16 protein-coding genes and 1 tRNA gene are annotated in these 20,850 nt (G+C 68.5%); 10 read left to right on the top strand and 7 right to left on the bottom strand.

Annotated features, from left to right (window positions below; all coding sequences use genetic code 11):
• A partial coding sequence (locus Q8O26_RS05355; protein WP_305574228.1) for a LysR substrate-binding domain-containing protein occupies positions 1–674 on the top strand: 674 nt, incomplete at its 5' end.
• 131 nt (positions 675–805) lie between these two features.
• A tRNA-Ser gene (locus Q8O26_RS05350) sits at positions 806–896 on the top strand.
• A 143-nt stretch (positions 897–1,039) separates the two neighbouring features.
• Here Q8O26_RS05350 and Q8O26_RS05345 read toward each other — a convergent pair.
• The 3 genes from Q8O26_RS05345 to Q8O26_RS05335 form a co-directional block, all read right to left on the bottom strand.
• Complete coding sequence (locus Q8O26_RS05345) at positions 1,040–1,906, bottom strand: CPBP family intramembrane glutamic endopeptidase (RefSeq protein WP_305574226.1); 867 nt, start codon at positions 1,904–1,906, stop codon at positions 1,040–1,042.
• 636 nt (positions 1,907–2,542) lie between these two features.
• On the bottom strand, positions 2,543–2,797 hold the full coding sequence (locus Q8O26_RS05340; protein ID WP_305574224.1) for a hypothetical protein: 255 nt from the start codon (positions 2,795–2,797) through the stop codon (positions 2,543–2,545).
• A 186-nt stretch (positions 2,798–2,983) separates the two neighbouring features.
• On the bottom strand, positions 2,984–4,504 hold the full coding sequence (locus Q8O26_RS05335) for an ATP-binding protein (protein WP_305574222.1): 1,521 nt from the start codon (positions 4,502–4,504) through the stop codon (positions 2,984–2,986).
• 159 nt (positions 4,505–4,663) lie between these two features.
• Between Q8O26_RS05335 and Q8O26_RS05330 the strand changes: the two genes are divergently transcribed.
• The 8 genes from Q8O26_RS05330 to Q8O26_RS05295 all read left to right on the top strand — a co-directional run bounded on the left by Q8O26_RS05330 (position 4,664) and on the right by Q8O26_RS05295 (position 14,626).
• Complete coding sequence (locus Q8O26_RS05330; RefSeq protein WP_305574220.1) at positions 4,664–5,968, top strand: Hsp70 family protein; 1,305 nt, start codon at positions 4,664–4,666, stop codon at positions 5,966–5,968.
• 100 nt (positions 5,969–6,068) lie between these two features.
• Positions 6,069–7,019, top strand: coding sequence for an NAD(P)-dependent oxidoreductase (locus Q8O26_RS05325; RefSeq protein WP_305574218.1), 951 nt, complete (start codon positions 6,069–6,071; stop codon positions 7,017–7,019).
• Between the two features lie 101 nt (positions 7,020–7,120).
• The gene (locus tag Q8O26_RS05320) at positions 7,121–8,476 is read left to right on the top strand and encodes an aspartate aminotransferase family protein (RefSeq protein WP_305574216.1); all 1,356 of its coding nucleotides are present in this window, start codon (positions 7,121–7,123) and stop codon (positions 8,474–8,476) included.
• Positions 8,476–9,237, top strand: coding sequence for an SDR family oxidoreductase (locus Q8O26_RS05315; RefSeq protein ID WP_305574214.1), 762 nt, complete (start codon positions 8,476–8,478; stop codon positions 9,235–9,237). The genes Q8O26_RS05320 and Q8O26_RS05315 overlap by 1 nt, the downstream gene beginning before the upstream one ends.
• A 214-nt stretch (positions 9,238–9,451) precedes the next feature.
• A complete protein-coding gene (locus tag Q8O26_RS05310; RefSeq protein ID WP_305574212.1) occupies positions 9,452–11,065 on the top strand; it encodes an ABC transporter substrate-binding protein in 1,614 nt (537 codons plus the stop codon).
• Between the two features lie 14 nt (positions 11,066–11,079).
• Positions 11,080–12,111: an ABC transporter permease gene (locus Q8O26_RS05305; RefSeq protein WP_305574210.1), complete on the top strand. Its 1,032-nt coding sequence runs from the start codon at positions 11,080–11,082 to the stop codon at positions 12,109–12,111.
• The gene (locus Q8O26_RS05300; RefSeq protein WP_305574208.1) at positions 12,108–12,953 is read left to right on the top strand and encodes an ABC transporter permease; all 846 of its coding nucleotides are present in this window, start codon (positions 12,108–12,110) and stop codon (positions 12,951–12,953) included. The genes Q8O26_RS05305 and Q8O26_RS05300 overlap by 4 nt, the downstream gene beginning before the upstream one ends.
• A complete protein-coding gene (locus Q8O26_RS05295; protein WP_305574206.1) occupies positions 12,950–14,626 on the top strand; it encodes an ABC transporter ATP-binding protein in 1,677 nt (558 codons plus the stop codon). Before Q8O26_RS05300 ends, Q8O26_RS05295 begins: the two co-directional genes overlap by 4 nt.
• A 78-nt stretch (positions 14,627–14,704) precedes the next feature.
• Here the strand turns inward: Q8O26_RS05295 and Q8O26_RS05290 are convergent, their stop codons facing one another.
• The 4 genes from Q8O26_RS05290 to Q8O26_RS05275 form a co-directional block, all read right to left on the bottom strand.
• Positions 14,705–16,144: an NAD(P)-binding domain-containing protein gene (locus Q8O26_RS05290; RefSeq protein ID WP_305574204.1), complete on the bottom strand. Its 1,440-nt coding sequence runs from the start codon at positions 16,142–16,144 to the stop codon at positions 14,705–14,707.
• A gap of 98 nt (positions 16,145–16,242) precedes the next feature.
• Positions 16,243–17,892, bottom strand: coding sequence for a long-chain-fatty-acid--CoA ligase (locus Q8O26_RS05285; protein WP_305574202.1), 1,650 nt, complete (start codon positions 17,890–17,892; stop codon positions 16,243–16,245).
• Entirely contained in the window at positions 17,889–19,469 is a 1,581-nt protein-coding gene (locus tag Q8O26_RS05280) for a hydantoinase B/oxoprolinase family protein (protein WP_305574200.1), read from the bottom strand. The genes Q8O26_RS05285 and Q8O26_RS05280 overlap by 4 nt, the downstream gene beginning before the upstream one ends.
• Positions 19,466–20,850: hydantoinase/oxoprolinase family protein (locus Q8O26_RS05275; protein ID WP_305574198.1), on the bottom strand; the 1,385-nt coding region annotated here is incomplete at its 5' end. The genes Q8O26_RS05275 and Q8O26_RS05280, both read right to left, overlap by 4 nt.

Genomic DNA, 20,850 nt, shown 5'->3' with positions numbered 1-20,850 from the left:
TCGCGGTGACCACCGTCACCGGCTTCGCCTCGCTGTGGCTGATTCCCCGCCTCAAACGCTTTACCCGCCTGCATCCCCATATCGACGTCAGGATCATCGCCAATGACCGCATCCTCGACCTCGACCGCAGCCAGATCGACCTCGCCATCCGCTATTCCAAGACGGACCGCGCCGCGCCCGGCGCCGAAAAGCTCTTTGCCGAGGACATCCTGCCGGTCTGCCATCCCTCGCTGGTGGCCGATACCGCAACGCCGCTGCTGCGGCCGGAGGACCTCCGGCACCACACCCTGCTGCACCTCGACTATCACGGCGCCAGCCGCACCTGGTTCGACTGGGGCACCTGGATGACCGCCCTCGGCATCGACGACCTCAAGCCGGCCGGCGCGCTGCGCTTTTCGCGCTATGACCAGATGATCCAGGCCGCCATGAGCGGCCAGGGCGTCGCCCTCGGCGTCTCGCCGCTGATCAACGAGGCGATCCGCTCGGGCACCCTCGTTGCGCCCTTCGACCGGCAGGTGGACGGACCCCACGGCTATTATCTCTTCCGCTCCCGCGCCGGAGCCGCCAGGCCCCAGGTCGCGGCCTTCAGCGCCTGGCTGCGCGAGGAGGCCCTGGACGATGCCGTCGCCGAGCCGCAGGCCGACGGCGCCGGCTTCGGCGCCGCGGTGCTGTGAAGGACGATGCCGGAACGGATCGCAGGCGATCACCTCAGGCAAACACGGCGATGGCCTGCCCGCGCCTGTCCACAAGGCCATGCCGCCCGCCTTGCAAATCACCGGCGGCGCGGGCATAGAAGCCCGCTAACGGAGACGTGGCCGAGCGGCTGAAGGCACTCGTTTGCTAAATGAGCATACCCCAAAAGGGTATCGAGGGTTCGAATCCCTCCGTCTCCGCCACTACTCAGATTTTCGCAACCGTACGCCCGAATGCGACATGGCACGCATGCGGCTGCGCAATCGAGGCCTTTCCTCCGCGCTGCCACACGCGACAAGTTTGGCCAGACTTTTAGTTCAAGAGCTGCAGGCGTCGTTCATGTGAGTCAGCCGACGCGTTTCCACATCGGCGGCATCAGGTGGCCACGGCGGATGGCGATCATAAGCAGAATCAGACCGACCGAGGTGCAGTACACGAGTGCGAAGATCGACTGTTCCATGCCGAAGCTGCCGCCGGTTAGCCAGTCTGGCCCGTCGATGGTTGCCTTCAGCAGGCCCGGCTCGGCCACCGCCCCTGATACGACGCCCGAAAAGACGGCTGACTGGACATAGTTCCACGCCATGTGAAAGCCCATGCAGATCCAAAGTCGGCGGGTGACGAGATAGGCAGCCGACAACAACAGGCCGGCCTCGATGCAGATGTAGATGGCGCCGCCCAGCGTGGCCGCGGGGTTTGCCAGATGGACAAGACCGAAGGCGAGGGATGCGACCAGAATCGCGACCCAGCTTCCAAAAAGGGTTTCCACCGACCGGTGCAGGACGCCGCGGAAGATCAGCTCTTCAAAGACGCCCGACTTGATGGCCAAGGCAAGGGCGGGAAGCATGAAGGACAAGGGATTGAACCCCTCGACCCTGTATATCCCGAGGAACATCAGGCTGACGGCACTGGCTGTGTAAAGGCCAGCTCCACACACTGCGCCGATGGCCCATTCGCGGACAAAACCCGGCGTTGTCAGCTCGGTCACCTCGCGGCGCTCGATGAACTTTCCATAGGCATAGTAGAGCCCAATCGCCAGCAGCCCGAGGCCGATCTGGATCGAAATGTTCAGGAGTGGCCTGTCATTGAATTGTTCCAGGCGGGCCTGGGCCCAACCCATGAAGTAGAGCAAGACACCGCCCAGAACGATCAAGCGGACCAGCGGATGCAGGATGCGTAGCCAAAGGGCCGGTTGGGATTCAGAACTCATGTTCATGTCAGAGCCTAGTCCTTTTTCGCCATCCCGTGACCTGTTAGCCCCTCGGCGCGTGCGTCTCAATGGGCAGCGACATCGCAGAGATTCAGGCAGGATACAGTATTGCAGGAATTCCTTGAGCCGAAGTCGCTCGCGCAGATACGATCCAACATTGACGAACTTGAGAAGAGATCCAGCATCTGGTGTCCAATCCCCCACCATCAAACGCGTTACCTGTGAAACCGCCGTGGCGCGTCTAGTATTTTCGCGCAAGACGCTGCCGTCGGCCTTGCGGCAGATGCTAGTCCGAACGCGGCCTCTGCAACATGCGCGCGATCCACAGAACGGCTCTCCACACGACGCCGATACCCAGAGCGGTTGTGCCTATGAGCATCATGCTGTCGGCCATGTGCTTGTGAACGAGCCACCTCTCCTGAATTGCGGGAGTTGGATCCTGATAGGGCAGACCAGCAAACGACAGATCGTACGCGAACCCGGAAACAACTAAGGCCGCACCGGACAGGATCAGGAGAGCGGAGATCGAGGGTCTCATCTTGGTCCCATACCAGCCGACTTCAGGATACCAAAGCTCCGAACGGCACAAAGCCCCAGCCGGGGGGCTGGGGCTCTGGGGACCGCGGCGGATGGGGCGGCAGCTTACTCGCAGACGCGGACGGTGCGGCGCTCCATGCCGTAGGGCCCCTCGACCCAGCGGCGCATCATGTAGCACTCGCGGGCCTCATAGGCCCGGGCGCGGCTGGAGGCGACGGCGCTGCCGACGATGAGGCCGAAAGCCAGGGCGCCGATGCCGAGGGCGGCATTGCGCGAGCGGGCCTCGGCCGGCGGCGCCATGGCGAGCGACAGGGTGGCGGCGGCGACGGCGACGAGAGCGAAAGACTTGAAGCGGTTCATGGCGGTGGTCCCTTCGGTGTGGCAGGGGCGTCTCCCGCCCCGATGTCCAGACCCTAGGCCAGCCCCACAGCCCGGGCTGTTCCCGCCGGAACAGGGGCCCAATTTTCTGAATACCAAGGGCCGGCGCGAGGGCGCCGCCTGCGCCGGACAGCGCCGGTGCGGCGCGCCGGATTGTCCGACGCCCGGCTACTCCGCCGCCGAGGGCAGGTCCTGCGAGACATCGACGGGACCGGCCGGGTCGCCGGGCGCCGTCTCGCAGCCGAGGTCGGGCGAGGCGACGACGCGGCGGCCGCGGAAATCAGTGCGGACGACGAACAGGCCCCGCTCCTCGAAATAGGCGATGAGCCGCCGCGCCCGGCTCGGCGAATGGCTGCCATAGACGCGCGCGATGGTGGCGTCCGACGGGCACGGCGCCCCGGTCAGTGCGGCGCGGGCGATGACGAGGAACACGCCCTGCAGGTCGTCAGGCAGGCCGGCGGAGAGCGTCACCGCCTGCGGCCAGCCCTCCTCGCCCTCGCGCGTCATGTCGACGCCGGCCCGCGCCACGGCGAAGCGGCGGCGGAAATCGGCAAGGGTCAGCGGTTCGCCCGGCACCCGGCGGATGCGGCAGCGCACGAGGAAGTCCTGATAGAGCACCGCCACCGTGCGGAAGGCGGCGTCGGGGTCGGTGAGGATCTCGCGCAGCACCGCGTCGACGCGCGCGGCATGTTCGGCCTCGGCGATGACCGGCAGCAGCGGCTCGGCCGGCTCCTCCGCCTTCGGGCGCGCCTGCGCCAGCTGCGTCAGGATGTCGGCGGTGGAGACCGGCGGCGGTGGCGGCGGCCGGCGCACCGGAAATGCCCTGACCTCGTCAGCAGCGGGCGTGAAGATCAGATCGCGCGCATCCTCCGGCGCCGGCTGGTCGGGCAGCGGCGTCAGCTTCGGGCTGGTCGAACGCGCCGATGTCTCGACCGCACCGATCGTCACCGGCAGCGGCCGGCGTGACAGCGCCGGCCCGAGGGCGACGAAATGGCCGCGCGCCAGGTCGCGGAACATCTCCGACTGCCGGCGGTCCATGCCGAGAAGGTCGGCGGCGCGGGCCATGTCGATGTCGAGGAAGGTGCGGCCCATCAGGAAGTTCGAGGCTTCCGCCGCGACGTTCTTGGCCAGCTTGGCGAGCCGCTGCGTGGCGATGACGCCGGCGAGGCCGCGCTTGCGGCCGCGGCACATCAGATTGGTCATGGCGCCGAGCGAGAGCTTGCGCGCCTCGTCGGACACCTCCCCGGCCACCGCCGGAGCGAAGAGCTGAGCCTCGTCGACCACGACCAGGACCGGGTACCAGTGGTCGCGCTCCGCATCGAAAAGCCCGCCGAGGAAGGCCGCCGCGCAGCGCATCTGCTGCTCGACGTCGAGGCCCTCGAGGTTGAGCACGACGGAGACGCGGTGCTGGCGGATACGCGCGGCGATGCGGGTGAGTTCGGCCTCGCTGCGCTCGGCATCGACCACGACATGGCCGTAGCGGTCGGCGAGCGTGACGAAATCGCCCTCCGGATCGATGACGCATTGCTGCACCCAGGGCGCACTCTGCTCCAGCAGCCGCCGCAGGAGGTGCGACTTGCCCGAGCCGGAATTGCCCTGCACCAGCAGGCGGGTCGCCAGCAACTCCTCGAGATCGAGCGTGGCCGCCTTCCCGCCGGACTGCGACCCCATGTCGATATCGACTTTCATCCCGACTCAGGAACCCTCATCCACTGCGCTGGCTGTCCTAGCATCACTGCGCGGCGCGCGCCTCCTCTCCGCAGCGAAACCCACAGGAAGCGCGCGGGCACTGGCCGGCGCGCCCGCAATGGGCTATGCCCCGCCGCTTTCCGCAGGAAGGCCCCGCCCGTGGCAAAGCCCGCCCCCCTCTCCATCGGCATCGACTTCGGCACGACCAATACCGTCGTGGCCATGGCCGGCGAGGACGGCGTGGCCGAGGCCGTCACCTTTCGCCACGACGGCTCCACCCTGAAGGGCTTCGTCACCGCGCTGTGCTACTGGCAGGAGCGCGGCGGAGGCAAGCTGACCACGCGGGTCGAAGGCGGTCCCTTCGCCATGGACCAATTGATGGCCGGCGGCGGCGCCCATCGCTTCATCCAGTCGTTCAAGAGCTTCGCCGCCAGCGCCAGCTTCAAGGACACACGGATCTTCGGCCAGACGACGCGGTTCGAGGACCTGCTCGTCGCCTTCGTCCACACGCTCAAGCGCCATGCCGACCGCGAACTCGACTGGTCCGGCGCCCGGGTGCAGATCGGCCGCCCCGTCCGCTTCGCCGGCGGCAACCCCGACGAGGCCCTCGCCATGCAGCGCTACCGCGACGCCTTCGGGCGCCTCGGTCTTGCGGATGCGCGTTATGTCTACGAGCCGGTCGGCGCCGCTTTTTTCTATGCCCGCGCCCTCGACCGCGACGCCACTGTGCTGGTCGCCGATTTCGGCGGCGGCACGTCGGACTTCTCCGTCATGCGCTTCGCAAGGCGGGACGGCCGCCTGACCGCCACACCGCTTTCCCACGCCGGCATCGGCATCGCCGGCGACAGTTTCGACTACCGGATCGTCGACCATATGGTCTCGCCGGCCCTCGGCAAGGGCTCCGACTACCGCTCGATGGACAAGCTCCTGACGGTGCCCAACCGCTACTATGCCAATCTCGCCCGCTGGCATCAGTTGGCCATGATGAAGTCGAACGGCGACCTCGCCGGCCTGCGCGATCTCGCGAAGGTCGCGGTGGAGCCGGACAGGCTGCACCGCTTCATCGACATCATCGACTATGATCTGGGCTTGGCCCTGTACCGGGCGGTCTCGGAGGCGAAGGTCACGTTGTCCGCCGCCGCCGAGGCCGAGTTCCGCTTCCTCGCCGAGGATGTCGCCATCACCGGCCGCATCACCCGCGCCGACTTCGAAACCTGGATCGCAGAGGATGTGGCGCGGATCGGCGCCACTGTCGATGAGGCGCTCGCCCGGGCCGGCATCCGGGAAAGCGAGATCGACCAGGTCTTCCTCACCGGCGGCACTTCCTTCGTTCCCGCGATACGCCGCCTCTTCACCGATCGTTTCGACGAGAGCAGGCTCACAAACGGCGACCAGTTCGAATCGATCGCCTACGGCCTCGCCCTGATCGGCCGCGACGCGGACGCAGACCGCTGGGCCGCCTGAGGCCCCGCGGGGCGAATGACCGCCCCGCGTGCCGGGGCCCTTTCAAGGGCCGCCCGCCCTGCGCCATGATGGTGTCGGCATCTCTCGGGAAGGACATGGCTTGAGCATTCTCATCACCGGCGGCACCGGCTTCGTCGGCGCTGCGACCGTGGACCACCTGGTCGCCGCGGGCGAGGAGGTGGTGGTGCTCGCCGCCCACGAGCCCGAGCCCGGCTGGCTGCCCAAGGGCATTGCGGTGACCATCGGCGACGTGCGGGACGCCGACGGCCTGCGGGTGCTGATGAGCGCCCACCGCTTCTCCGCCGTCATCCATGCCGCCGCCATCACCGCCGGGCCAGACATGGAGCGCGCCCATCCCGAGCGGATCATCTCCGTCAATGTCGGCGGCACCGCCGCGGTGCTGCGGGCGGCGGCCGAGGCGGGCTGCCCGCGCGTCGTCATCGCCTCCTCGGCCAGTGTCTATCCGCTCGCCAAGGCCGACGGCGCGCGTTTCCGCGCCGATGTCGACCCGCCGGCCCCGGCGGCCCTCTACGGCCTCACCAAGAAAATGACCGAGGATGTCGCCATCCGTCTCGGTGCGGTCTATGGCATCGCAACGCCGATCCTGCGCATTGCCGGGGTCTATGGCCCCTTCGAGCGCGATACAGGCGTCCGCGAGATCTTGTCGGCGCCGGCCCAGGTCATGGCCGATGCCCAGGCCGGGCGGCCGACGCGCCTCTCCCGCCCGGGATATGCCGGCTGGCTCTATTCCAGGGATGCGGCGGCGGGCTTGGCCACCCTCACTGCCGCCGGGTTCGACCAGCCGGCGCCGATCTTCGATCTGGGGGGCCCGGAGGTCTTCTCAGTGGAATCCTTCTGCGCCGCCATCGCCCCGGCCTTTCCCGGCTGGAGCCATGCCGTCGACGAGGCGGCACCGACCGTGCGCTACCAGATCCCAGCAGATCGCCCCGGCAGCGATTTCGAGCGCCTGAAGGCCGCGACCGGCTTTGCCCCGCGCTTCGGCCTGAGCGAGGCCGCTGCCGATTACATCGCCTGGGCCGGCCGGGGCTGATCCGCCTGCCGGGACGGGTATCCCGCTGGGGCAGCCATGCGCCCGGCGGGTTTGACCGCGGCGGAGAGCCTCCCCTAGCCTCCCCCGTAAAGGAGAGCGCCATGGACGACGTCGGGCATCGCTGGCTCAACCAGCACCGCGTGGGGCAGAGGCTTCCGCGCGCCGTCGGCGGCGAAGGCATCCATGTCTTCGACGAACACGGGCGCCGCTTTCTCGACGGCTCGTCCGGGCCGGCGCTGTTCTGCCTCGGCCATGGCCATCGCGAGGTGATCGAGGCGATCAAGGCGCAGTACGATACCCTGTCCTTCGGCTATTCCGCCGATTTCACCTCCGACCCCATCGACGCCCTCGCCGACACCATCGTCGACCAGGCGGGCGGCGGCATGAGCCGGGTCTCCTTCGTTTCCGGCGGGTCCGAGGCGACCGAGACCGCCATCAAGATCGCCCTGCAATATCATCTCGCCCGCGGCCATGCCGGCCGCACCCATTTCTTCGCGCGCCGGCAATCCTGGCACGGCTATACGATGGGCGCCCTGTCGCTCTCCGGCCATCCGGCCCGCCGCCGGCCCTATGTCGGCGCGCTCATGCCGGTCACACACCTGTCCCCCGCCAACGACTATCGCCCGGCCGACGGCGTCGCGCCGGCTGACCTGGTCGACCACCTCGCCGCCGAGTTCGAACGCGAGATCCACCGCGTCGGCGTCGAGCGCATCGCCGCCTTCTTCTTCGAGCCGGTGGTGGGCGCCGCCGGCGGCGCCGTGCCCGCCCCCGAGGGCTATGCCCGGCGCATGCGCGAGATCTGCAGCCGCTTCGGCATTCTCATGGTCGCCGACGAGGTCATGTGCGGCGTCGGGCGCTGCGGCACCTGGCGCACCCTCGCTCATGACGGTGTCTCGCCCGATATCATGGTCACCGCCAAGGGTCTCGCCGGCGGCTACGCGCCGCTGGGCGCCGCGCTGATGACCGAGGAGGTCTACCGCACCATTGCCGACACCTTCGGCACCATCGCCTCCGTCCATACCTATTCCGGCCACACAGCGGCCTGCGCCGCCGGCCTCGCCGTCCAGAAGGTCATCATCCGCGACGGTCTCGTGGAGAAGTGCCGCACCGACGGCACCTATCTGATGGGCGCCCTCGAGCAGGCCTTCGGCCAGAACCCGCATGTCGGTGACATCCGCGGCCGCGGTTTCTTCGTCGCTGTCGAACTGGTCAAGGACCGCGAGACCAAGACGCACTTCGCCAGCCACCTCGGACTCTACAAGCGCGTCAAAGACGAGGCCTTCGCCCGCGGCCTGCTCTGCTATCCCTCGCCCGGCACGGCGGACGGCTATTCCGGCGACCACGTCATTCTTGCGCCGCCCTACATCATCACCCGCCCGGAGATCGACCGCATGGTCGATCTGCTACGGGAGGCGGTGGACGCCGCCCTCGCCAGCGCCGCCGGCGAGGCGGCCTGATGCGCCTCGCGGGCAAGGTCGCGGTCATCACCGGCGGCGGGTCGGGAATCGGCCGGGCAACCGCGCTCGCCTACGCGCGCGAGGGCGCGCGCCTCGCCCTGGTCGACCGAGACCCAGCCGGAGCCAACGAAACAGCCGCCCTGGTGACCGCTCAAGGCGGCGAGGCCATGGTCTGCATCTCCGATGTCGGCGAACCCGGCACCGCCGACCGTGACGCCGCGGCAATCCTCGCCCGTTTCGGGCGCATCGACATCCTCTTCACGGCGGCAGGCTTCTCCGTCGGCGGCACGATCATGACCACCAGCCCCGAGGACTGGGACCGCGTCTTCCGCGCCAATGTCGGCGGCACCTGGCTCTGGGCACGGGCCGTCGTGCCGACCATGCGGGCCCAGGGCGGCGGCGCCATAATCACCACCGCCTCGCAGCTCGCCATCGCCGGCGGCGCCGGCAATGCCGCCTATATCGCGGCCAAGGGCGCCATCCTCAGCCTCACCCGCACCATGGCGCTCGATTTCGCAGCCGACCGCATCCGCGTCAACGCCCTGGCGCCTGGCGCCATCGATACGCCGATGCTCCGCCGCAGCTTCGGCCGCGCCGCCGATCCCGCCGCTGCGGAAGCCAAATCCGTGGCGCGCCATCCGCTGGGCCGCCTAGGCCGACCGGAAGAGATCGCCGAGGCAGCCCTCTATCTCGCCAGCGACGCCGCCGCCTTCACCACCGGCACGACACTCGCCGTTGACGGCGGCTGGCTCGCCGGCTGACAGTGCCTAACCCTTGGGCAGGACAATCCATCTGCTGCCCAAGGGAGCAAATTCCGAAGAGAATTTCCGCCGCTGACGGTTTCGGCGAATGGATATCCTCCTCGCAGACGCATCGCATGAGCAGACCCCCGCCACTGGTACGAAGATTGCAACCATTTTGGGCGAGCCGCCGGGAACCGGATCACCGGCCCGCATCCTCAACGGAGACCGCGTCATGAAGCTGAACCGTCGTCACCTCCTCGCGGGAACGGCCGCCGTCGCCACCGCCCCCTATCTCGGCGGTTCGGCCGCGGCCCAGACACGCGCCGAGACCCTGCGCTACGTCACCGGCGCCACGGTCAACACGCTCGACCCGACCATGCCCGGCTCGACACGCGAGGCCTTCGGCGTCAGCGTCAACGTCTATGACCGGCTCGTTTCCTTCGGCCGCAAGCAGCGCGACGGCAACTGGGTCTTCGACATCGACAATATCCGCGGCGAGATCGCCGAGAAGGTCGATATCAGCCCCGACGGAATGACCTTCACCTTCCATATCCGCAAGAACGCCAAGTTCCACGACGGAACCCCGGTGACCGCGGCCGACGTCAAATGGTCCTATGACCGCGCTGTCTCGGCCCGCTCGCTGGCGGCGGCCCAGATCGGCACCGGCTCCTGGACCAAGCCCGAGCAGTTCACGATCGTCGACACCCACACGGTCGTCGGCAAGATCGACAAGCCGGACCGCCTCGCCCTGCCGAACCTCTGCACCCTCTACGCGATCGTCTTCAACTCCACCCTGGTGAAGAAGCACGTGACGCCGCAGGACCCCTGGGGCCAGGCCTGGACCAAGGACAACACGGCCGGTTCCGGCGCCTACACGGTGGAAAGCTTCCGTCCCGGCGAGCAGGTGATCCTGCGCCGCAACGACGCCTGGACCGGCGGCGTCGACGGCAAGCCGGCCCCCTTCCGCCGCATCATCTGCCAGACCATTCCCGAAGCGGCGACGCGCGCCAGCCTCATCGAGAAGGGCGACGCGGACCTCTCCATCGACCTGCAGCCGAGCGACATCGACACGCTGGTCCAGCGCGGCCGCGTCAAGGCGATCTCGACGCCCCAGTTCAACGCCTTCTCGATGATCGCCTTCAACACCAAGATGCCGCCCTTCGACAACAAGAAGGTGCGCCAGGCGATCGCCGCAGCCCTGCCCTATGACTCGCTGTTCAAGGCGGGCCTGTTCGAGCGCGGCGCCAAGCTCTATGGCGGCACATGGTCGGGAACGCCGACCGATGCCTCTTTCCCGCAGCCGATGCCCTACAAGCAGGACGTCGCCAAGGCCAAGGCACTGCTGACGGAAGCCGGCTTCCCCAATGGCTTCGACACGTTCTTCGCCTTCAACCTCGGCTCGGCCGCCTTCGCCGAACCGATCGCCGCGCTGGTGAAGGAAGCCCTCGCCGCCATCAACATCCGCGTCGAGATCCAGAAGCTGCCCGACGCCCAGATCTCGACCATGGTCACCGAGCGCAAGCTGCCCTTCTTCATCGAGACCTCGATCGCCTGGCTGCCCTCGACCGACTACTTCTTCCGCACCTTCCTCTATGGCCCGCAGCGCTGGAACTATTCCGGCTGGAACGACCAGCGCATCGCCGACATCGCGGAGAAGGCGCGATTCGAGACGGACAAGGCCAAGTATGACGCGGCCTGCAAGGAGATGATCGCGATCATGGCGGAGGAGACGCCGATCGTCATGCTCTGGCAGCCGAACCAGGACGCGGTCATGCCGAAGAACATCGACGGCTATACCTATGGCTACCATCGCCAGGTCGACTTCCGCGACGTGAAGCGGACCTGACGGGCCCGCCGGTCATGAGCCTTGCAGCCGGTATCGCCAGGCGCGCGGGACGGAGGGCCCTGTCCTCCGTTCCCGCGCTCTTCGGGGTGATCGTCTTCACCTTCCTGCTGATGCGGGTGCTGCCGGGCGATCCGGCCGTGTTCTTCGCCTCCGGCCCCAATGCCGGACAGGCGGAAATCCAGATGATCCGGGAGCAGATGGGCCTCGACAAGCCCATCCCACAGCAATTGCTGCTCTATCTGAAGGACATCGCCACCGGCAATCTCGGCCGCTCGATGAACACCGGCCAGCCGGTGGTGACCGACCTCATCAACCGTCTGCCGGCCTCGCTCGAACTCACCTTCACGGCGCTGCTCTTCGCGCTGTCGCTGGCCCTTCCGCTCGGAATCCTCGCCGCGCTCAAGCCGAATTCCCTCATCGACCACGGGGTGCGCTTCCTGTGTTCGCTCGGCGTCTGCGTGCCGACCTTCGTGTCGGGTCTGCTGCTGATCTACGCCTTCTACTACATCCTCGGCATCGCCCCCGACCCGACCGGACGGCTCGACGTTTTCGCCGCACAGCCGCCGGTCGTCACCGGCTTCATGCTGATCGATGCGGCCATCGCGGGCGAATGGGAATCCTGGCGCGCCGCCGCGAGCCAGCTCGTCCTGCCGGCCGCGACCATGGCCCTCTTCGTCCTCGCGCCTCTCGCCCGCATGACCCGCGCAGCCATGCTGGCAGTGATGACCAGCGACTTCGTGCGCACCGGCGAGGCCCTCGGCCTATCGCGGCGGCGCGTCGTCCTGGTCTATGCCCTGCGCAACGCGCTGCTGCCGGTCATCACCATCATGGGCATCGTCTTCTCGACCATGCTGGGCGCCAACGTGCTGGTGGAGAAGGTGTTCTCCTGGCCCGGCGTCGCCTCCTACGCGCTCGACGCGCTGCTGACCTCCGACTATGCGCCGGTGCAGGGTTTCGTCCTGCTCATGGCCTTCATCTTCGTGCTGGTGAACCTCACCATCGACGTGCTCTACGGCCTCGCCGATCCCCGGGTCTCGATCGAATGAGCGCAACGCTCCGCCATACCGGCTACATCCTCAGGGGCAATCCGGTGACTCTCGTCGCCGGCATCGGCGCGGCGCTGCTGGTGCTTATCGCCATCGTCGGGCCCTCGATCGCGCCCTATGGCCCAACCGTCTCCAACGTGCCGCAGGCCCTGCAGCCGCCGAGCGCGACCTACTGGTTCGGCACCGACCAGCTCGGCCGCGACGTCTTCTCGCGCGTGCTGGTGGCGACCCGGCTCGATCTCGCCATCGCTGCCTCGGCGGTGAGCATCTCGTTCGTTCTCGGCGCCATGATCGGCGCCTTCTGCGGCTATGCCGGCGGCAGGCTCGACCGCTGGGTCGGCCGCTTCGTCGACGTGCTGATGGCCTTCCCGCTCTTCGTCCTCGCCATGGCGCTGGTGGCGGCGCTCGGTAACCGGGTCGAGAACATCATCTACGCGACGGCCATCATCAACCTGCCCTTCTACATCCGCTTCGCCCGGGCCGAGGTGAATGTCAGGCGGAATTCCGGCTGGGTGGAGGCCGCCCGCGCCTCCGGCAACAGCCATGTGCGCGTCGTGCTGCTCTTCCTCCTGCCCAACGTCCTACCGGCCATGGCGGTGCAGATCTCGCTCAACCTCGGCTGGGCCATCCTCAATGCCGCCGGCCTCTCCTTCCTCGGTCTCGGTGTGCAGGCGCCGACACCGGAATGGGGCATCATGGTCGCCGAGGGCGCCCGCTTCATCACCACCGGCAAATGGTGGCTCGTCGTCTTCCCCGGCGCCGCCCTGATGACCGCCGTGCTCTGCTTCAACCTCCTCGGCGACGGCCTGCGCGACATCCTCGATCCGCGGATGCGGACATGACGGCGCCGCTCCTCACCATCGACGACCTGAAGGTCACCTTCTCCACCCGCAACGGCCTGGTGGAGGCGCTGAAGGGCGTATCCCTCAGCCTCGACGCCGGCGAGACCCTCGGCATTGTCGGCGAGAGCGGCTCCGGCAAGTCCGTCACCGCCTTCTCGGTCATGCAGCTCCTCGACCATGCTGGCCGGATCACCAACGGCCGCATCACTTTCCGCGGCCAGGACATCACCCGCGCCTCTAGGTCCATGCTGCAGCCGCTGCGCGGCGCGGCGATGTCGATGATCTTCCAGAACCCGCGCGCGGCGCTGAACCCCATCCGCACGGTCGGCTTGCAGATCGCCGACGTGCTGCGCGCCCATGAACCGCTGTCGGCCAGGGAGGCCCGCGCGAGAGCGCTGAAACTGCTCGAGGCAGTGCTGATCCGCGACCCCGAGGAGCGCCTCGACGCCTATCCGCATGAATTGTCGGGCGGCATGTGCCAGCGCGTCATGATCGCCATGGCGATCGCCTGCGAGCCCGCCCTCCTCATCGCCGACGAGCCGACCACCGGCCTCGACGTGACGACGCAGAAGACGGTGATGGACCTCCTCGCCGAGATCACCGCCCGCCGCGGCATGGCGATGATCCTGATCACCCACGACCTCGGCCTCGCCGCGCAATATTGCCAGCGTGTCGCGGTCATGGAACAGGGCCTTGTGGTCGAACAGGCGGTGCCCGCGAGCCTTTTCGGCGCGCCGCGCCACCCCTATACGAAGCGCCTCGTCGCCGCCTCGCCGACCCGACTTTCCACCGTCGACAGCCTGGTGGTCGATGCCGGCGAGCCCGCCGTGCCAGCGCCGCGGGTGTCGTCTCGGCGCCCCGCCGAACCCCTCCTCGCCGTCTCCGGCCTGGTGAAGACCTTCGACAACGGCTTTCGCGGCGTCGACGACGTCTCCTTCGACCTCGCGCCGGGCGAGAGCCTCGGCCTGGTCGGGGAATCGGGGTCGGGCAAGAGCACCATCTCACGGCTCGTCTGCCGCTTGCTCGATCATTCCGCCGGCACCATCGGCTTCGACGGCGAGGATATCGGCAAGGTCACCTCGCGCGATTTCTATCGCTCGCGGTTCCGCAAGGACATCCAGATCGTTTTTCAGGACCACGGCGACAGTCTCAACCCGCGCTTTTCCGCCTTCGATTGCATCGCCGATCCACTAAAGCTGCTCGCCGGCGTCCAGGACGGCCGCGAACTGCGCCGACAGGTCGAGGACTGCGCGCGCCGTGTCGGCCTGCCGTCCGAGTTCCTCGACCGTTTCCCGCACCAGCTCTCGGGCGGGCAGAAGGCCCGCGTCGGGATCGCTCGCGCCATCGCGGCGAAGCCCCGCCTTCTCGTGCTCGACGAGCCGACGGCCGCCCTCGACGTCTCCGTTCAGGCGGTGATCCTGCATCTGCTCGACCGGCTGCGCCGCGAGACCGGCCTTGCCTATCTCTTCGTCAGCCACGACCTCAACGTCGTCCGCATGATGTGCGAGCGCACCATCGTGCTGCAGAAGGGCCGCATCGTCGAACAGGGGCCGAGCGGCGCGCTGTTCACCGACCCTGCCTCCGACTATGCCCGCGAACTCATCGCCGCCATCCCGCATTTCGACCCCGAAGCGGCCACGGCCCGGCACCGGGAAGCCGCGACGGCGGGTTGAGCCGTTTCGATCCATCCCGCGACGTCATGCCCGGCCTTGGCCCGGGCATGACGTCGAAGTCAGGGCATGAATGCCCCCCTACTCCGCCGCAATGCCGAGCCCCGGCACCGTCTGCCGCACCTCCGCCTGCGCCACGTCATAGGCGAGGAAGGTGGACCAGTTCGCCTCCACATCCGCGGCGAAGAGACCCTTGGTGACGCCGTCGACGAGGCGCGGGACCGCCGTCGTCATGGCATTGATCGACGACCCGGAGGGGCCGAAGCTCATGGTCGAGGCGATGGAGAAGAGGTGGATATTGGCGATCCAGGGCGTTTGGCCCGGCACCTTCTCCATGAACTGGTAGTCCGGCGACAGATAGGGGAACGCCGCGAGCCGGTCGTTGGCCTCCTCCGCCGACGGCGCGTAGCGGTCGCCCCAGGTGGCGATATTGTCGTGGAAGGCGGCGAGTTCGGGCTTGGCCGCGTAATCCATGGCGATGCCGGTGCCGCAGATGAGGAAATCGGCGGCGAAGTCACCATGGGGGGTGGTGACGACGGCACGGCCTGCCTCCTCCCGCGCCGCGGTCCAGGGCGCTCCCGTATGCAACAGGAAGTTGGGGTGCCGGGCGCAGCGGTCGTAGGTCGCCTGCGGGAACCCCTCGCGCAGGCCCATGACGCGGCTCATGAACCGCCAGCGCCAGGAATCGTCGAGATCGGCGAGGTGTTTCATGAAACCGCGGAAGGTGATCCAGCGATAGGGCTGGATGACCTGCGGTTCGAGGCGCCGGCAGAAGAGATGGACCGAGGCCGCGCCGGCCTCGAGCGCCGTCGCCGCATTGTCGAAGGCGGAGGCGCCGGCTCCGAGCACCGCCACGACCTTGCCCTTCAGTGCGGCGAAGTCGATCGTATCGGCCGCATGGGCGCGCAGGGACGGGGCGACGCGCTCGACGAAGTCCGGCATCCACCAGCGGCCGGTCGAATCCTGCCCCGTCGCCAGCACCACCTTGCGGGCATGGAGTGTCCTCTCGCCGTCCCGGTCGCGAACCGTTGCGGCGACCAGCTCGCCGGCCTGGCTGAGCGACAGGAGTTCGGTGTCGTTCTCGACCGGGATCTCCGTCACCCGGCGCATGAAGAGGAGGTAGTCGTTCCAGTCCTCGCGGGTGATGAGGTCCAGCGCCTGCCAGTGCGCGGCGCCGTATCGGGCCTCGTGCCAGGACTGGTAGGTGAGGCTCGGAATGTCGAGATCGGGGCCGGTGAAGTCCTTCGGGCTGCGCAGCGTCTGCATCCGGGCGAAGGTCACCCAGGGCCCCTCCTCGCCATAGGGGGCCTTGTCGATGACCAGCACGTTGTCGACCCGCGAGCGCTTCAGGCCGAAGGCGGTGACGACCCCGGACTGCCCGGCCCCGACCACCAGCACGTCGAGCGCCGCCGACCCGTCCGGCGCGACGCGCGGGGTCAGCCAGGATGCGCGGGGATGGGCGATCCGCGCCAGGTCGTCGCGGATGCGAGCTTCGAGGGCGGTCAGCGACGGCAGGGTCATCACGGGGTCTCAGGCGGCATCAGAAGGGGGCACAGGTCGGGCAGGCAAGATGCAGGCCGCATGCTGATCCCTGCCGGACAGGCTCGCAAGGCCGGCGATCACGATGCGCCTGTCGCCCAGGCGGCGTCCTGCAGCGACCGCCAGTCGAGCTTGTTCGACGCGGTGCGCGGCAGGGCGTCGACGAAAGCGACCAGCCGCGGCACCTTGTAGGCGGCCATCACCTCCCGCGCCCAGGCGATCAGGTCCTCGACCGTCAGTTCGTAGCCCGGCCGGCGGACCACCAGCGCCTTCACCGTCTCGCCGCGATAGGCGTCGGGGGCCGAGACGATGCAGCACTCCTGAACGGCGGGATGGCGATAGAGAACCGCCTCGACCTCCGAGGGCCAGACCTTGAAGCCGGAGACCGAAATCATCCGCTTCAGGCGGTCGACCATGTGAAAGTAGCCCTCCTCGTCGATGCGGGCGAGATCGCCGGTGCGCAGGAAGCGTTGGCCGTCGAGGGTGACGAAGGCCTCCGCCGTCGCCTCCGGCCGGTTCCAGTAGCCGCGCATCACCTGAGGCCCGGCGACGACGATCTCGCCGGTCTCGCCTCGTGGCAGTTCGGCCAGGCTCTCGGGATCGATGATGCGGGCGTCGGTCTCCTGCACCGGCACGCCGAGGCACTGCGGCTTCGGCCAGTCGACGGGGTTGAGATGGCTCGGCGACATGGTCTCGGTGAGGCCGTAGCCCTCGACATAGGCGAGGTTCCACCGCCGCTTCAGCTCGGCTGCCACCGCCGCAGGCATGGCCGCGCCACCGCCGGTGATGATCTTCAACCGCGCGAAGGCGACTTCGTCGAAGCCCTCTGCGGCGAGGGCATCGACCACCATGGTCGGCGCCGCGCTCCACAAGGTCACCCCGTAGCGCCGGAACAGCGGCGCCACGAGATCGCGGTCCCAGCGGGCCATGACGACCACCGTCGCGCCACAGGCGGCGCAGCCGTTGAGCGCCAGCTGCATGCCCGCCACATGGAACATCGGCATGAAGCCGGTGAGCACCGTCTCGTCGTCGTAGAAATACCAGCGCGCTTGGACGAAGGCGGTGAAGAGCACGCTGTGATGGGTGTGCATGCAGGCCTTCGGCTTGCCCGTCGTGCCGGACGTGTAAGGCATGACGCAGAGATCGTCGGGCCGACTCGTGTCGGCGAGCGGCGGTCGCGCCTCCGCCAGCACCTCGGCCCAAGGGATGAAGCCCGGCGGCAGGCTCTCCGGCAGCACGCTCTCAGCTATCACCGGCGGCAGGCGGAACGGCGTATCGACAGGAATTTCGTCGCCATAGGCGGCGACGATCACATGGCCCAGCAGCGACGGCACCAGCGCTTCGAACCGGCCGACGAGTTCGGCGCCGATCAGCGCAATCCTCGCGCCGCTGTCCCCGGCGAGATAGGCGATCTCCTCCGGCAAGGACATGGGGTTGACCGGGACCACCACGCCTCCCGCGCGCGCGATCGCCTGATAGGCGATGATCGCGTGCGGGGAGTTCTGCATGTCGAGCAGCACACGGTCGCCGTGGGCGAGTCCGCAGGCATGCTGGAGATGGGCCGCCAGCCGCTCCACCCGCGCGAGGAGCTCGGCAAAACTGATCTCCGCTCCATAGAAGGCGATGGCGAGCGCCTCGCCCCTCCGCGCCGCCGTTTCCCTGAGCGCCTCGCCCAGGCTCGACGGCAGCGCGCCGATGGTGCGGGGGACGCCGGCCGGCCAGACGCTCATGCGGCTGGCACCCCGTATCCACCGCCACCGCAGCCTTCCAGTGTCACCAGGTCGCCGGCCTTGAGGAGCAGGTTCGCCTTGCCCGACAGGCGCTCCGTGCGGCCATCGCGCTCCAGCGTGATCGTATAGGGCTTGCCCTCCTCGCCGCCCTTCAGGCCATAGGTCGGCATGACCGAGCGCTCGACGCAGGTCGTCAGCCACAGGCTCGGTGCCAGAACCCGATAGGCGCGGATGACGCCGTCGCCGCCCTTGTACTGGCCTTTTCCACCGGAATCCCGGCGGATCGCCTGTTTCTCGACGCGGATGGCGTAGTTCGCCTCGATCATCTCGGCCGGCGTGTTGGAGGTGTTGGCGAGATGGACGCGCGTCGCCGGGCAGCCGTCGCGGTCGTGACGGGCGCCCTCGCCGCCGCCATGCACCTCGTAGAGCATGCGCCAGGACTGGTCGGGCATCGGCTCGGCGAAGGCGAGGAGACCGGATGTCGCCGGCCCGCCCGCCGACAGCCGCTCGGGGATGACGGCCTCCATGGCGCGGAAGATAGCGTCCACCACCCGCATCGAGGTCTCGTGGTTGCCGGCGGCGACCGCCGCGTTCCAACCGGGCTCGAAGATGGATCCCGGCCGGGTAATAATGGTGACGGGCCTGAGAGCACCGGCATTCTGCTGCATGTCGCGCCCGCTCATGATGCGCGCGGCATAGACCACCGCCGAACGGGCGATGAAGGGCGTCGTATTGCAGAAATTGGCGACACGGTCGGCCGATCCCGAGAGGTCGAAGGTCGCCTCGTCGCCGCGGATCTCGATCCTGACGTGGATGCGCGCAGGCTCGCCATTCGGCCCGCCATCGTCGAGGAAATCTTCGCCCTCATAGGTGCCGTCCGGCAGGTCGGCGAGCGCGGCGCGCATCTCCGCCTCCGAGAGATCATGCAGGCGGCTCATGGTGGCGACGAAAGTCTCGGTGCCATATTGCGCGCACATCTCGCGAATGCGCCGCTCCGCCGCCGTCGTCGCCGCGAGCTGTGCCATCAGATCGCCCTCGCAGGAGACGGGGTCGCGGACATTGGCGAGGATCAGGTCGAGCACGGCGCGGTTGATGCCGCCCGTGTCGGCAATCGTCAGCGGCGGGATGCGCATCGCCTCCTGGAACGTGTCGAAAGCGTCGGCGAGATAGCTCCCCGGCCAGGTACCGCCGACATCGGGCCAATGGGCGAGGCTGAGCGCGAAGGCGATGAGCCGGCCCTCAACGAAGACCGGACGGGCGATCTTGACGTCGTTGAGATGGTTCCCGCCAAGCGCGCCGACATTGTAGATGATCGCGTCGCCTTCCTTCATGCCGGAAACGGGGCAGACCTTCAGCAGCTCCTTTACCGTATAGGCCATGGCGCCGAGATGGATGGGGATGTCACGCCCCTGCCCCACGAGGCCGCCCTCGGCATCGGTGATGGCGGAGGAGAGATCGCCCGCCTCGCGCAGCAGCGGCGAACGGGCCGAGCGGGTCATGACGAGGCTCATCTCCTCGGCGGCTGCCGAAAGGCCGTGGCGGATCACCTCGACGACGAAGGGGTCCAGCGGTGTCATGAGGCGCTCCGGGTGAGGAAGAGGTTGCCGAGGTCGTCGGGCCGCGCCTGCCATCCCGGCGGCACGATGACGGTCGACCAGGCATCCTCGATGATGGCGGGCCCGGTGGTGATGCCGGCGATGGTCTCGCGCGGCAGGATTCGCGTCTCGACGGGTCCCTCCGGCCCGAAGATGCAGGGCCGGCTGCGGCCGGCGACCTGCGGGCGGCCGACGTCCGGCCGCGAGAACGGCGTCACCGACGGCTTCGTCGCCTTCACCCGCAGCGCCTCGATCACGCAGTCCTCGCCCGTCGCGTAGCCGAAGAGCTGGTGGTGGCGGGCGTGGAAGTCCGCCTCCAGCCGCGCGGGGTCGAGCGGCATGGCAAAGCCGATGGGGATGGAGTCGCTCTGCGCCGCGTAGCGCATCAGCGCCACGTGTTCGACGGTGATCTCGTCCGGCGGGATGCCGTTGGCGATCAGCGGATCGCGCGCCTCCGCGACGAGTTCGGCGACGCGCGCCGCGAAAACCTCCGCCGACAGCCCATTCAGCGCCATGCGAACCGTGCGCTGCTGAAGGAAGGAGAAGTCGGCGGTCAGGCAGCCGAGCGCCGAGAAGGCGCTGGACGCCGCCGGCACGATGATCTCCCTCAGGCCGTAAATGTCGGCGAGGCCCGTGGCGTGCATCGGCCCGCCGCCCCCGAAGGCGAGCAGCGTGCAGTCGCGCCCGTCGACGCCGCGCTCGACCGTGACCCGCCTGAGCGCCCGCGCCATGGTGGCATTGGCGACCTTGACGATGCCGAGGGCGGTCTCGGCGAGGCCGAGGCCGAGCCTGTCGGCGATCGGCTGGACGGCGTCGCGCGCCTTGCCGACGTCGATCCGGATCGTGTCGCCGAGCACCGCGTCGGGGTCGAGATAGCCGAGGATGGCATTGGCGTCGGTGATGGTGGCGCGCGTGCCGCCGCGGCCGTAACAGGCCGGGCCCGGCACCGCGGCGGCACTCTTGGGGCCGACGGTGAGGCCTCCCGGCCCGAGATCGACGATGGAGCCGCCGCCCGCCCCGATGGAATGCACGGCGAGCATCGGCTGTCGCAGCGGCCGCCCGCCCATCATCCGTGTGTCGGTCATTTCCGCCGCGCCGTCGACGATGAGGCACACGTCGGTGGTGGTGCCGCCCATGTCGAAGGTCAGCACGCGCGGCCGGACGAGGTCGCGGGCGATGCGGGCCGAGGCCGAGACGCCGGCGGCAGGACCCGACATGGCCATCACCAGCGGCCGACGCTTCACCGCCGGCACCGGCACCATGGCCCCCGCCGAGTGGAACACCTGCAAGCCCGCGCCGATCGGCAGCTTTTCTTCCAGCTCGGTCAGATATTCCACCGCGATGGGCATGGACGCGGCGTTGA

The organism is Phreatobacter sp. (assembly GCF_030691135.1).
Taxonomy (GTDB): Bacteria; Pseudomonadota; Alphaproteobacteria; order Rhizobiales; family Phreatobacteraceae; genus Phreatobacter.
The sequence above is the reverse complement of the archived record's forward strand: the minus strand, read 5'-3'. Positions and strand labels throughout refer to the sequence as shown.

Excerpts from the sequence above, each read along its gene's own strand:
- Q8O26_RS05345 (WP_305574226.1), bottom strand. The coding sequence starts at position 1,906 with ATGAACATGAGTTCTGAATCCCAACCGGCCCTTTGGCTACGCATCCTG.
- Q8O26_RS05340 (WP_305574224.1), bottom strand. The coding sequence starts at position 2,797 with ATGAACCGCTTCAAGTCTTTCGCTCTCGTCGCCGTCGCCGCCGCCACC.
- Q8O26_RS05335 (WP_305574222.1), bottom strand. The coding sequence starts at position 4,504 with ATGAAAGTCGATATCGACATGGGGTCGCAGTCCGGCGGGAAGGCGGCC.
- Q8O26_RS05320 (WP_305574216.1), top strand. The coding sequence starts at position 7,121 with ATGGACGACGTCGGGCATCGCTGGCTCAACCAGCACCGCGTGGGGCAG.
- Q8O26_RS05315 (WP_305574214.1), top strand. The coding sequence starts at position 8,476 with ATGCGCCTCGCGGGCAAGGTCGCGGTCATCACCGGCGGCGGGTCGGGA.
- Q8O26_RS05310 (WP_305574212.1), top strand. The coding sequence starts at position 9,452 with ATGAAGCTGAACCGTCGTCACCTCCTCGCGGGAACGGCCGCCGTCGCC.
- Q8O26_RS05305 (WP_305574210.1), top strand. The coding sequence starts at position 11,080 with ATGAGCCTTGCAGCCGGTATCGCCAGGCGCGCGGGACGGAGGGCCCTG.
- Q8O26_RS05300 (WP_305574208.1), top strand. The coding sequence starts at position 12,108 with ATGAGCGCAACGCTCCGCCATACCGGCTACATCCTCAGGGGCAATCCG.
- Q8O26_RS05295 (WP_305574206.1), top strand. The coding sequence starts at position 12,950 with ATGACGGCGCCGCTCCTCACCATCGACGACCTGAAGGTCACCTTCTCC.
- Q8O26_RS05290 (WP_305574204.1), bottom strand. The coding sequence starts at position 16,144 with ATGACCCTGCCGTCGCTGACCGCCCTCGAAGCTCGCATCCGCGACGAC.
- Q8O26_RS05285 (WP_305574202.1), bottom strand. The coding sequence starts at position 17,892 with ATGAGCGTCTGGCCGGCCGGCGTCCCCCGCACCATCGGCGCGCTGCCG.
- Q8O26_RS05280 (WP_305574200.1), bottom strand. The coding sequence starts at position 19,469 with ATGACACCGCTGGACCCCTTCGTCGTCGAGGTGATCCGCCACGGCCTT.